Origin of the sequence: Mycobacterium sp. (genome assembly GCF_032159565.1) — a bacterium.
GTDB lineage: Bacteria > Actinomycetota > Actinomycetes > Mycobacteriales > Mycobacteriaceae > Mycobacterium.
Genome location: NZ_JAVHWR010000129.1, coordinates 17,966 through 30,294, shown reverse-complemented (window position 1 = coordinate 30,294; position 12,329 = coordinate 17,966). Strand labels below are relative to the sequence as shown.

Genomic DNA, 12,329 nt, shown 5'->3' with positions numbered 1-12,329 from the left:
GCGGGTGCTGGCCAACCACGTCGACGGCGATGAGGTCACCGCCGCGGCTCGCTCGCTGTCACAGTTCGGCCTCACCTCGGACGCCACCAGGTTGGCCGGCCAGGCGGCGCTGCAGACCCCCGACGGTCGGGTGTCCGGTGCCATGCTGCAGCTGGCCCGCGACCTGAAGCTCACGACCGCCGTCGACGACGGGCCGGGCGTCGAATCGATACCAACGGCGACAGCGCCGGCCGGCTCGGCCCGCCAGCAGTCGTCACGGTTGTCCGACCGCGAACGCGAGGTCGCCGAACTGTTGCTGCTCGGCATGCCCTATCGAGACATCGGCAGCCAGCTCTTCATCTCGGCCAAGACCGTCGAGCACCATGTGGCGCGGATACGCCGCAGGCTGGGCGCGGATTCCCGGTCGGAAATGCTGTCGATGCTGCGCGCCATGCTGGCCACCCCTGGCTGATGTGAATCCCCTAACGCATTCGAATCCCCTAATCGAGATCCCCCAAGGGGCCTGCCCCGGTACCGGGGTGAGCACCGATCCGTCGCCGATTCCTGCGCCATAGGGTCGATCCAGGCGTTTCGTTACCGATCCGAGGTAAAGGTGTGGCATGTCGAATCCGCAAGTCGGCAGGGGTAGTTCGCTTGGCCTGACCGTTGGCGCCACGAACCTTGCCTGCACCGGCGACGGGCATCGACCGCTCATTCGCCCCTCGGCGGTCACCCTAGAGCCAGGTCTGACGCTGACCGGGTTCGTCGACCGCGTCGGCGATCCTGTGCCGATGGTCGCCCAGGACGGTTCCCGGCATCGCCCGGAGCTGCTGCTCGCAGAGGCGCTCGACGGTGTCGCACGCAATGCCGCCAAGGCGCCCGTGTCGGAGCTTGCCGTCGCGGTGCCTGCGCACTGGCGCGCATCCATGGTCGAGGCGCTACGGACTGCGCTGCGCAGCAAGCCCGGGCTGACGGGGGCACCGCTGGTGTCCGACGCCGCCGCAGCTTTGACGGCACTGCGGTCGAATCCGGGACTGCCGTCGGCGGGCGTGATCGTCCTGTGCGACTTCGGCGGCAGCGGCACCAGCATCACGCTGGTCGACGCGGGAGCGAAGGACACCCCGATCGGCGAGACGGTCCGCGTGCAGGACTTCTCGGGCGACCAGATCGACCAGGCAGTCCTGACAAGGGTGGTGGCGGGGATCTTCGAAGCGTCGGGCGCCGACCCTGCGGGCACCTCGATGGTCGGATCGCTTGGCAGGCTGCGCGACGAGTGCAGGCGCGCCAAGGAGCGGCTGTCGGACGAGACGGCCACCGCGATCGTCGTCGACGTGCCGGGGCTGGAGACCACCGTTCGGATGACCCGAATGGAGCTCGACGACCTTATCGACGAGCCGCTGACCGAGTTCGTTGCGGTCCTTTCCGACACGCTGGAGCGCAACCGCATCGGGTTGGCGAGCGTGTCGGCCGTCGCGACGGTCGGTGGCGGCGCTCGCATTCCGCTGATCACACAGCGACTCTCCGAGCACCTCCGCACGACGGTCGTCACCACGCCTTCGCCACAGCTGACGGCTGCCCAAGGCGTTGCGTTGATCGCACACCGGAGCCAGATCGTCGAGACGGCGACAACGGTGGCGCCTGCCGCACCCGCAACGGCCACCGTCGCGGCGGCGGCGTTCGGTGCGGGCGGCGCGTCACCTGCAGTCGGTGCGTTGGCCTGGTCCGAGGTCGCAGACGATCCGCATGACGTCCTGGTGACCGAACCCCACTTCGACGACCACTACGCGGCAACACCTGCCGACAGCAGACCGGAGGTGCATTTCCAACACGACCAGCGGGACGATCCGACCCGATCGGGGCGGCGCAGTCCGGTCCTGTTGTTCGGACTGGCTGCGGCGGCCGCCGTCGTCGCCGCGGTGGTGTTCGGGCTGACGGCGTTCACCCGGGACACCTCCACCGTGCCGGCCGGTACGACATCGAGCATTGCGCCGACACCTGCGCCCGTCGCAGAGCCCGCGGCCCCGGCGCAGCAAGCGCCCGCGCCCGCGCAGGCACCTGTGGTGACGACCGTGCTGGCACGGCCGCAGCCGCGGGTGGCGCCGGGCCCACAACAACAGGCACCGGCGGTCCAGCCCGCACCGGAGTGGACGGCTCCGGCCCCCGCGCCAGAGGCTCCCGCTCCTGAACCTGCACCAGCACCAGCACCAGCACCCGAGCCCGCACCCGCGCCCGCACCCGCACCCGCACCCGCACCCGCACCCGCACCCGCACCCGAAAACCCTGCACCCCCGACCAACCCGGGCACGGGCGGTGGCGGCACCGGAACCGGAACGGGCGGGACGGGAACCGGTGGGACGGGAACCGGCGGAACGGGCACCGGCACGGGCGGAACGGGCACGGCTCCCGGCGGGACCGGAACGGGAACGGGAACCGGAACGGAGACGGGCACGGGTACCGGTACCGGTACCGGCGGCGCGGAGAAGCCTCCGGCAAATCCCGGACTGGTAGCGCCGATATTGGCGCCCGTGCTGGCGCCCCTGCCGTAGTAAGGCGAACCTTCGTAGCGAGCTTTCCCGGCGAGATGCAACTATGAGCAGGCATCGAGCATAAGTTACCGACGGGTAACTTCAGATAAGTTACTCTTGGGTAACTTAGATATCGGGAGGCACCGGGTGGACACCCATACGCTGATCAGGCTCGTCGTCGGACTCGGGATGACCGCGCTTGTACTGGTCCTCGCCGCCCGCCGCGTCCTCTGGTTGACGACCCTGATCCGGTCCGGCCAGAAAACAAGCGACGAGCATGGCCGCAAAGACAACCTCGGCACCCGCATCACCACCCAGGTGAAAGAAGTCTTCGGACAGACCCGACTGCTCAAGTGGTCGATCCCCGGCCTGGCGCACTTCTTCACGATGTGGGGCTTCTTCATCCTCGCGACGGTTTACCTCGAGGCATATGGCCTGTTGTTCGTCCACGACTTCCACATCCCGATCGTCGGCCGCTGGGACGCCCTCGGCTTCCTGCAGGACTTCATTGCACTTGCGGTACTGGCCGGCATCACCACCTTCGCGATCATCCGCATCGTCCGCGAACCCAAGAAGCTCGGCCGCGAGTCCCGGTTCTACGGTTCCCACACCGGTGGTGCGTGGCTCATCCTGTTCATGATCTTCAACGTCATCTGGACGTATGCACTCGTCCGCGGCTCGGCGGTCAACACCAACAACCTGCCCTACGGAAAGGGCGCCTTCTTCTCGCACTTCATGGGCTGGGTCCTGAGCCCGCTCGGCCACACCGCCAACGAGTGGCTCGAAACCGTTGCGCTGCTGCTGCATATCGGCGTGATGCTGATCTTCCTGCTGATCGTGTTGCACTCGAAGCACCTGCACATCGGCCTCGCGCCGCTCAACGTCACCTTCAAGCGGTTGCCCGACGCCTTGGGCCCGCTGCTGCCGGTGGAGTTCAAGGGCGAGCCGATCGACTTCGAGGATCCGCCAGAGGACGCCGTGCTCGGCCGCGGGAAGATCGAGGACTTCACCTGGAAGGGCTACCTGGACTTCACCACGTGTACCGAGTGTGGTCGCTGTCAGTCGCAGTGCCCGGCATGGAACACCGGCAAGCCGCTGTCTCCGAAACTCGTCATCATGAACCTGCGCGACCACCTGTTCGCGAAGGCGCCGTACATCCTCGGCGACAAGGAAACTCCGCTGGAGAACACGCCGGAGGGCGGGTTGGGCGAGGAGCTGCGCGGCGAGAAGCACGACGAGGAACACCATGTTCCCGAGTCGACGTTTGAGCGAGTCCTCGGTTCGGGACCGTTGCAGGCCACCCGCCCACTGGTCGGCACCGCCGAGGAGCTCGGCGTCATCGACCCGGACGTGCTGTGGTCCTGCACCACCTGCGGCGCCTGCGTGGAGCAGTGCCCGGTGGACATCGAGCACATCGACCACATCGTCGACATGCGCCGCTATCAGGTGATGATGGAGTCGGAGTTCCCCGGCGAACTCGGAGTGCTGTTCAAAAACCTCGAAACCAAAGGCAATCCGTGGGGCCAGAACGCCAAGGACCGGACCAACTGGATCGACGAGGTCGAGTTCGACGTTCCGGTGTTCGGCAAGGATGTCGACTCCTTCGAAGGTTACGAGTACCTGTTCTGGGTGGGCTGCGCCGGCGCCTATGAGGACCGCGCCAAGAAGACCACCAAGGCCGTCGCTGAACTGCTCGCGACCGCCGGAGTGAAGTATCTGGTGCTCGGCGAGGGCGAAACCTGCAACGGTGACTCGGCCCGCCGTTCCGGCAACGAGTTCCTTTTCCAGCAGCTCGCCGCGCAGAACGTCGAAACCCTCAACGATCTGTTCGAAGGCGTCGAGCGGGTCGACCGCAAGATCGTCGTCACCTGCCCGCACTGCTTCAACACGCTCGGCCGCGAATACCCGCAAGTGGGCGGCAATTTCACAGTGCTGCACCACACGCAGCTACTGAACCTGCTGATCCGGGACAAGAAGCTGGTGCCGGTGAAGCCGGTGGACGGCGAAGACTCACCCATCACCTATCACGACCCGTGCTACCTGGGCCGGCACAACAAGGTCTACGACGCTCCGCGCGAACTCATCGGCGCGTCCGGCGCGAAGCTCACCGAGATGCCGCGCCACGCCGACCGCGGATTGTGCTGCGGCGCAGGCGGTGCGCGGATGTGGATGGAAGAGCACATCGGCAAGCGGGTGAACCACGAGCGCGTCGAGGAGGCGCTGGACACCGGCGCGTCGAAGATCGCCACCGGCTGCCCGTTCTGCCGCGTGATGATCACCGATGGCGTCGACGACGTCGCCGCAGCCAAGGATCTGCCCAAGGCCGAGGTTCTCGACGTGGCGCAGCTGCTGCTCGGCTCGCTCGACAAGAGCTCGGTCACCCTGCCCGAAAAGGGCACCGCCGCAAAGGAGGCCGAGAAGCGGGCAGCCAGGGTCGAGGCGTCTACCGCGACGATCGATGAGACCGGGCCCGCCAAGACCCAGGAGGAGCCGAAGGCGACGGCCGCTCCCGCCCCGGAGAAGCCTGCGGCTGCCGCGCCCGTCAAGGGACTCGGCATCGCGGGCGGTGCGAAGCGCCCCGGCGCGAAGAAGGCCGCGGCAGCGCCTGCCGAACCGGCGGCGAAGGAGGACAAGCCCGCAGAGGCCGCTCCTGCCAAGGGTCTCGGCATCGCCGCGGGAGCCAAACGACCGGGTGCAAAGAAGACCGCAGCCGCGCCTGCCGAGGCGAAGGCCGAGGCGCCTGCCGAGGCGAAGGCCGAGGCGCCTGCCGAGGCGACCGCCGAGGCGCCTGCAGAGGCGACCGCCGAGGCACCCGCCAAGCCCGAAGCCGAGGTGAAGGGACTGGGCATCGCCGCGGGCGCACGCCGCCCAGGGGCCAAGAAGGCTCCCGCGAAGCCTGCGCCGAACGAGGGCGAGGCCACCGTCACGCAGCCGCCCAACGTCGATCCCGACAAGGCGGAGCCAGGAGCCAAGACCGACACTGCCGACTCCGACCTCGGGATCGCCAAGCCCGAAGCCGAGGTCAAGGGACTCGGCATCGCACCGGGTGCCCGCAGGCCCGGCGCCAAGAAGGCGCCGGCGGCTCCTGAAGCCGAACCCGCTGCACCGCAGCAGGAACCACAGGACGATGGCGAAACCGCCACCGCGACTGAGCCTTCCAGCCCCGAGCCGGCCGGCGAGGGCAACGGCGACAAGCCGGCGACACCGGTGAAGGGACTCGGCATCGCTAAGGGGGCGCGGCCACCGGGTAAGCGCTGACGTTGACGAACATCACAGCCCGGTATCGATCGGCAAATTCGATTTGCCATCGATGAGACGATGGACGACGTGACTACCCACCAGGTGCCGTGGCATTCCACAGGCCAACACCCGCGGCAGCGCACGTTCACCCAGTCGTCGAAGCTGCAGGACGTCCTGTACGAGATTCGCGGTCCGGTGCACGAGCATGCAGCGCGGCTGGAGGCCGAGGGCCACCGCATCCTGAAGCTGAACATCGGCAACCCGGCGCCGTTCGGGTTCGAGGCGCCCGACGTCATCATGCGCGACATGATCCAGGCGCTGCCGCAGGCGCAGGGGTATTCGGACTCCAAGGGCATCCAGGCCGCCCGCCGCGCCGTCTTCACCCGCTACGAACTCGTCGACGGCTTTCCGCGCTTCGACGTCGACGATGTCTATCTCGGCAACGGCGTTTCCGAGTTGATCACGATGACGCTGCAGGCGTTGTTGGACAACGGCGATCAGGTACTGATCCCCGCTCCTGACTACCCGCTGTGGACGGCGTCGACGTCACTGGCGGGCGGCACGCCCGTGCACTACCTCTGCGACGAGACACAGGGGTGGCAGCCCGACATCGCCGACATGGAGTCCAAGATCACCGACCGCACCAAGGCACTGGTGGTGATCAATCCCAACAACCCGACCGGCGCGGTCTATTCGCGCGAGGTCCTCGAGCAGATGGTCGAACTGGCGCGCAAGCACCAGCTGCTCCTTCTCGCCGACGAGATCTACGACAAGATCCTCTACGACGACGCCGAACACATCAGCCTCGCGACGGTCGCTCCGGACCTGCTCACCTTGACGTTCAACGGGCTGTCGAAGGCCTACCGGGTGGCCGGATACCGGTCCGGTTGGCTGGTGATCACCGGGCCCAAGGACCACGCCGCGTCCTTCATCGAAGGCATCAGCCTGCTGGCCAACATGAGGTTGTGTCCGAATGTGCCCGCCCAGCATGCCATTCAGGTCGCCCTTGGCGGGCATCAGAGCATCGAGGATCTGGTGCTGCCCGGTGGGCGCCTGCTCGAGCAGCGCGACGTCGCGGTGTCGAAGCTCAACGAGATCCCAGGGGTGTCGTGCGTCAAACCCGCAGGCGCGCTGTATGTCTTCCCCCGGCTGGATCCCGAGGTCTATGACATCGCCGACGACGAACAACTCGTCCTGGATCTGCTGCTACAGGAGAAGATCCTGGTCACCCAGGGCACCGGATTCAACTGGCCCACACCGGATCACCTACGGATCGTCACCCTGCCGTGGGCCCGCGACCTGAGTAGCGCCATCGAACGACTCGGCAACTTCCTGACCGGCTACCGCCAATGAGCGCAGCGCTTCTGCGGAAGATGTTCGAAACGATGGTGATGGCCGACTACTGAGGGCTCGTTCAGGTGCTGCCTCTACCCTCGTGCGGGTGACGCACTCGCACGCCCACTCACACACGTCGACCGGTCCGTCCCCGTTGGGGCCGTTGGCCGCGAAGATCGTCGTCGGCCTCCTGGTCGCGGTCGGTGTCGCGGTGGTGGCGGGCGCCGCCCTGTTGTGGCCCGGCCAAGAGAAGGTCGACATTCCGCTGCCCTTCCAGAACGCCTCGGGCGGTGCGGTGAGCACCGAGGCAGGCACCGTGCTGTCGACCGGCAAGGCGGATTGCGGCGGCCCCGACGTCGGCGCGGTGATCACCAGGAGCGTCACGCCGGCCGAGGCCAAGGATGCGCCCTGCGTGCACACGGTGGTGACGATCGATTCCGGACCCAACGCCAACGCCAAGACGGTGCTGGAGTTCAGCAGCGGACCCGGTCAGCCGACGCTGGCGCCGGGCGATCACATCCGCATCAGCCGACAGGTCGATCAGTCCGGAGCCACCACCTACGCGTTCTACGACTACGAGCGCACCTGGCCGCTGGTCGTGCTCGCTGCGGCGTTCGCCCTTGTCATCGTCGCCGTCGCCCGATGGCGCGGACTGCGGGCGCTGGTCGGCATCGTCGTCGCGTTCGCAGTGTTGGTGGTGTTCCTGCTGCCCGCTCTCCGCGACGGTTCCCCCGCGATTCCGGTCGCGTTGGTGGCGTCCGCCGCCATCTTGTATGCAGTCATCTATCTGGCGCACGGCGTGAGCCTACGCACCAGCGCCGCACTGCTGGGAACGTTGACCTCGCTGCTCGTCGCGGCCGTATTGTCCTGGGCCGCAATCGCACTCGCGCATCTCACCGGTCTTTCGGAAGAGCAGAACAACGAGGTCGCCGCTTACCTGGGCCAGGTGTCGATCACCGGACTGCTGCTGGCCGGGTTCATCATCGGCTCGCTGGGCGTGCTCAACGACGTGACCGTCACGCAGGCGTCGACGGTGTTCGAGTTGGCGGAGGTGGGCGACGGCAGCACCCGGCGCGGGATCTTCCTCAGCGCGATGCGGGTCGGCCGCGACCACATCGCAAGCACCGTCTACACGCTGGTGCTGGCATATGCGGGCAGCGCTCTGCCGCTGCTGTTGCTGTTCAGTGTCGCCAACCGGCCGCTCGGCGACGTGCTGACCAGTGAGACGGTCGCCATCGAGATCGCCCGTTCGGCGGTCGGCGGCATCGCGCTGGCGCTGTCGGTGCCGCTGACGACCGCGATCGCGGCCGTGCTGGCCACGCCCGGCGGGGTAGCCACCGTCAGCCGACGAGGTCCTTCTCGGTCAGCTCGGTAGCGGCGAGTGCAGAGTGCAGGTCGGCGTGCCGGAACACCGACGTGACGTCATCGTGTACCACCCGGAACGCCCACGCCCCGCCGCCGGTGTGCTCGGTGACCACGACGCCGTCGTGCACATACATCCGGCCCACATCGACGATTGTGTCGAGTGACCGGGCCCACTGCAGCAGCGCGTCGCGGCCCTGCCCTGCACCATTCGCGTCACCGAACTCGATGTCGTCACTGGACAATTCGGCCAGAGTGTCGAAATCCTTGGTGTTGAGCGCGTCGTGCCAGGCGAGGACGGTTGCGATCTCCGAAGTCGTCATGAACGAAACGTACGCCACTCAGAAGGGTGTGCGCTCAAGCCACCCGTCCCATACGGCGGGGTCACCGAACATCTCCAGGCTCCCGTCGGCCGCCGGGTGGCGGCGGACCACGGCTAGCAGCAGATCCGTTGCTGGTCCCCGCAGTGCGACGTCGCCCTTGCCGTGCTCGTGCGTGAACGCGATCCCGTCGTCGGTGCCGGTGATGCTCCACTCCCCTGCAGCGCCCAGACCGTCGTCGGTGGCGTGCAGGTGCAGCGTCCGGCCCTCGTCCAACGGAGAGGTTTCGCCGCTCGCCTCGACGGCGATGCGCTCCAGCCACTCGTCGATGCCGTCGGCGGCCAGTTCGGGCGTCAGCGCAAAGTCCGCGCCGAGCGCGATCGCGGCGTCGGCGCGGTGGACGGTCGCTTCGTGCACCCGCCTGCGAACCCACCAATCCGCCCGCCTGGGGCCGATGAAGGTCCACACGCGGGTGTGGGCGCCGACGGCGTCGACCGAGTCCACGATGAGCCGGGCGCCCGCGTTGAGCCAGTCGATGGCGGCGTCGGGATCGTCCGGCGGTTTACCGTCGGGCACCTCACGGGGGTCGAGCGGCTCGCTGCGCAGGTCCGCGACGATCTGCGCGGCCCATCTGTTTCCCCGGCCGACGTGGCGGAACAGCTTTCTGATCGTCCACTCCGGACATGTCGGTACGGGCAGTGCCGGATCGGCGCCGCGAATCAGTTCGCCGAACGCTTTGGTCTCCTCGATGAGCGCAGCGCGGAAATCCACGTCACGAACCTAGCTCAATAGGCGTCGCGGAAACCTCTGATCCGGATACGACGGGCCTAGGCCGACGAACTCACCGTGTTCGCGGTTCCCAGCGCGATCGGAAGCGACGACCAACCCCGCAGCACCCGGGTGTCGCGCCTGCTGCCGGTGCCCGCAAGACGCGCGTGCGGGAAGCGCTCGAAGAACGTCCGCAACCCGACCTCCCCTTCGGCACGGGCCAGCGCCGCTCCAAGGCAGAAGTGCCTGCCGCCGGAGAAGGACAGGTGCTTACCCGCATTGTCGCGTTCGATGTCGAAGCGATTCGGATCGTCGAAGACCTTCGGGTCACGGTTCGCCCCGGCCAGATGGATGACCACGGTTTCGTCTTCCTGCACGCGGGTGCCTGCCACGTCGACGTCCCTGCACGCCACGCGAGCGGTCATCTGCACCGGTGAGTCGAGCCGCAGGATTTCCTCGACGGCGTTGGGCCACAGCTCCGGCCGGGCGGCGAGCGTTTCGAGGTGCTCCGGAGTGTCGATCAGCATCCGAATTCCGTTGCCCAGCAAGTTGACCGTGGTTTCGAAGCCGGCCGCCAAGACGAGGCCCGCGAGCGCCTGCAGCTCTTGAAAGCTCAGCTGCGGGCCCTCGTCGGAGGCCTTGATGATCTGGCTCATCAGGTCCTCGCCAGGATCGCGGCGCAGCTGTTGCAGATGGTCGGCGAGCCAGGTGTTGAAGCCGACGATGCCCGTGTTCACCTGCTGGAACTGCCGCCATGTCACACCGATGTCGAGGCTGGGCGCGCCCAACTCACCGAAATGCAATATGCGCGACCGATCTTCGTCGGGTACGCCGAGGACATCGCCGATGATGGCGACCGGAAGCTGCGAGCAGTAGCGGCCGACGATGTCGACGACCTCGGTGTCGCCTTCGAGTTGGTCGAGCAGTGCGGTCGCGGTCTCTTCGACCCGCTCCCGCAGCGTCGCAACGGCACGCGGGGTGAACACCGACGACACCAGCTTTCGATAGCGGGTGTGGTCGGGCGGCTCAACCGACAACAGCGATGGCGGTCGCAGCGGATGAAGCAGTCCGGGGTCGGCCTTCTTCGCGACCCAGCGCAGCGGCTTGGGCAGGTTACCGCCCTGCTCGGTGACGCTGAAATCGTCGGATCGCAGCAGCTCATGCGCCACCCCGTGGTCGAACGTCAGCAGCACGGCGCGGCACCGGATGATCGGACCTCTTACCCGGCACTCGTCGGCGAACGCGGCCGGATTCTCCCGAACGACGGGGTCGGCGATCAGCCGCGCCTGCGGATCACCGTTGCGAGTGCCGATCTTCGAGAGGCCGCGGATGACTCCGTGCAGCGCAAGCCAGCGGATTCGTTGCCTCATGACGCGAGCTTACGACCGCCGACGTTGTTAGACAAGCGTCAAACAGTGGCGCTCTTGCCGAGCGCGTACACCCGCCAGCCCGCATCCGTCCATTTGGCCGAGTCCAGGCAATTACGGCCATCCACAACAACTTTGGCGCGCACCGTGTCGGCGAGATCGACCGGGTCCAGCTCGACGAACTCCCGCCATTCGGTGAGCACCAGGACGGCATCGGCGCGTTCACACGCCTCGATCACCGACGTGGAGTAGTTCAGGGTCGGGAAGAGCCGCTGGCTGTTCTCCATCGCCTTGGGGTCGTAGACGTTCACGGTCGCGCCGTTGAGCTGCAGCATGCCTGCGACATTGAGGGCGGGCGAGTCCCGCACGTCGTCGGACTCGGGCTTGAACGCCGCACCGAGCACCGCGACGTTGGCGCCCAGCAACGACCCGCAGGCCTTCGTCGCCAGCTCGACCATCCGGCTGCGGCGACGCATGTTGATGCTGTCGACCTCGCGCAGGAACGTCAGCGCATGGTTGGCGCCGAGCTCTCCTGCGCGCGCCATGAACGCGCGAATGTCCTTCGGCAGGCACCCGCCGCCAAAGCCGAGGCCTGCGTTGAGAAACCGACGTCCGATGCGCGGGTCGTGACCCAGTGCGTCGGCGAGCAGGGTCACGTCGGCGTCGACCGCCTCACACACCTCGGAGATGGCGTTGATGAACGAGATCTTGGTCGCGAGAAAGGCGTTCGCCGAGACCTTGACCAGCTCGGCGGTCTGCAGATCGGTCAGCAGGAAGGGGACTTCCTCGTCGAGCAGAGGCTTGTACAACTGGCGAATCGCGGCTTCGGCGACGACCGAGTCCGGCTGCACGCCGAGCACGATCCGGTCGGGATGCAGCGTGTCGTGCACGGCGAAGCCCTCACGCAGAAACTCGGGATTCCAGGCGATTTCGACGTCGATGCCGTCGGCGGCCAGAGCACGCGCCCTGGCACCGAGTTCGGCTGCGGTGCCCACCGGCACGGTCGACTTGCCGACGATCACCGCCGAGCGGCGCAGCCGTGGAACCAGGGTGTCGATGACGGCGTGCACATGACGCAGGTCGGCGCCGTATTCGCCCTTCTTCTGCGGCGTTCCGACGCCGAGGAAGTGCACGTCGGCGAAATCGACTGCCGCGTCGTAATCCGTCGTGAAGTGCAGCCTGCCCGCGGCGAGGTTGTCGCTCAACATCTTTCGCAGGCCGGGTTCGTAGAACGGAATGTCACCGGCCGCCAATTTCGCGACCTTGCCCGGATCGATGTCGACGCCGAGAACCTCGTGACCCAGTTCGGCCATCCCGGCGGCATGAGTCGCTCCGAGGTAGCCCGTGCCGAACACAGTGCATCGCATACTGCCTCTATAGGCGGCTGCGATTAGCTAACTGCTAAGCGACACCAAGCGGGAGACCAACGGTAG

General features: G+C 67.2%; 9 protein-coding genes. 5 read left to right on the top strand and 4 right to left on the bottom strand.

Features of this window, described 5'->3' with window-relative positions:
• The 5 genes from QOC76_RS16575 to QOC76_RS16555 form a co-directional block, all read left to right on the top strand.
• Positions 1-451 (top strand): LuxR C-terminal-related transcriptional regulator (locus QOC76_RS16575; RefSeq protein WP_526358232.1); only part of this gene is annotated, 451 nt, incomplete at its 5' end.
• A gap of 148 nt (positions 452-599) precedes the next feature.
• Complete coding sequence (locus QOC76_RS16570; protein WP_526358230.1) at positions 600-2,525, top strand: Hsp70 family protein; 1,926 nt, start codon at positions 600-602, stop codon at positions 2,523-2,525.
• A gap of 126 nt (positions 2,526-2,651) precedes the next feature.
• The gene (locus QOC76_RS16565) at positions 2,652-5,762 is read left to right on the top strand and encodes a (Fe-S)-binding protein (protein ID WP_526358228.1); all 3,111 of its coding nucleotides are present in this window, start codon (positions 2,652-2,654) and stop codon (positions 5,760-5,762) included.
• A gap of 60 nt (positions 5,763-5,822) precedes the next feature.
• Positions 5,823-7,097: a pyridoxal phosphate-dependent aminotransferase gene (locus QOC76_RS16560; RefSeq protein ID WP_526358226.1), complete on the top strand. Its 1,275-nt coding sequence runs from the start codon at positions 5,823-5,825 to the stop codon at positions 7,095-7,097.
• 88 nt (positions 7,098-7,185) lie between these two features.
• A complete protein-coding gene (locus QOC76_RS16555; protein ID WP_526358224.1) occupies positions 7,186-8,454 on the top strand; it encodes a YibE/F family protein in 1,269 nt (422 codons plus the stop codon).
• On the opposite strand, the gene QOC76_RS16550 is transcribed toward QOC76_RS16555, so the two are convergent.
• Genes QOC76_RS16550 through QOC76_RS16535 form a run of 4 tightly spaced genes read right to left on the bottom strand, consistent with a single transcriptional unit; the run spans position 8,420 to position 12,263 of the window.
• A complete protein-coding gene (locus QOC76_RS16550; RefSeq protein WP_526358222.1) occupies positions 8,420-8,764 on the bottom strand; it encodes a nuclear transport factor 2 family protein in 345 nt (114 codons plus the stop codon). The two genes, QOC76_RS16555 and QOC76_RS16550, sit on opposite strands and share 35 nt — an antisense overlap.
• An 18-nt stretch (positions 8,765-8,782) precedes the next feature.
• Positions 8,783-9,532, bottom strand: coding sequence for a maleylpyruvate isomerase family mycothiol-dependent enzyme (locus QOC76_RS16545; RefSeq protein ID WP_526358220.1), 750 nt, complete (start codon positions 9,530-9,532; stop codon positions 8,783-8,785).
• 56 nt (positions 9,533-9,588) lie between these two features.
• Positions 9,589-10,899 carry a cytochrome P450 gene (locus QOC76_RS16540; RefSeq protein ID WP_526358218.1) on the bottom strand — a complete coding sequence of 437 codons (1,311 nt, stop codon included), beginning with the start codon at positions 10,897-10,899 and terminating at the stop codon, positions 9,589-9,591.
• Between the two features lie 38 nt (positions 10,900-10,937).
• On the bottom strand, positions 10,938-12,263 hold the full coding sequence (locus QOC76_RS16535) for a UDP-glucose dehydrogenase family protein (RefSeq protein ID WP_526358216.1): 1,326 nt from the start codon (positions 12,261-12,263) through the stop codon (positions 10,938-10,940).
• Between the last annotated feature and the right edge of the window lie 66 nt (positions 12,264-12,329).